1 protein-coding gene is annotated in these 559 nt (G+C 51.7%); it reads right to left on the bottom strand.

The window, feature by feature from the left end; all coding sequences use genetic code 11:
* Positions 1-559, bottom strand: a 559-nt coding sequence (locus tag R8O10_RS26815; RefSeq protein ID WP_318192175.1) for a TRAP transporter large permease subunit, incomplete at both ends; no start/stop codon positions are given.

Raw genomic sequence — 559 nt, 5'->3', positions numbered from 1 at the left:
TTATGACGACGAGGTAAGCCAGTCATACCCGCTTTACATGCTTCAAGGTGAACGATGTAAATCAACGCAATGTAGGAAATCAGCGCTGGAAGTAATGCCGCTTTGATAACCTCTACGTAAGAAATCCCAACGTATTCCACCATCAAAAACGCTGCCGCGCCCATGATTGGCGGGGTGAGCTGACCATTGGTTGACGCTGCCACTTCAACTGCACCCGCTTTTGTGCCCGGGAAGCCGACTCGTTTCATCAATGGAATGGTAAAAGTACCCGTGGTTACGACGTTTGCGATCGATGAGCCTGAAACCAGACCCGATAGACCAGATGCGACAACCGCGGCTTTAGCTGGGCCGCCTTTCATATGACCAAGTAGAGAAAATGCGACTTTAATGAAGTAAGCACCTGCACCCGCACGCTCTAGCATCGCGCCAAACAGAACAAAGAGGAAAACGCACGAGGTCGATACCCCAAGTGCAACACCAAAGACCCCCTCGGTGGTGAGCCACAGGTGAGACATTGCCTTATTGAGGCTAGCGCCTTTATGGGCGATCACTTCGGGCA

Source organism: Vibrio sp. 1727 (genome assembly GCF_033344415.1).
Taxonomy (GTDB): domain Bacteria; phylum Pseudomonadota; class Gammaproteobacteria; order Enterobacterales; family Vibrionaceae; genus Vibrio; species Vibrio alginolyticus.
This window is presented reverse-complemented; position numbering and strand designations above follow the sequence as displayed.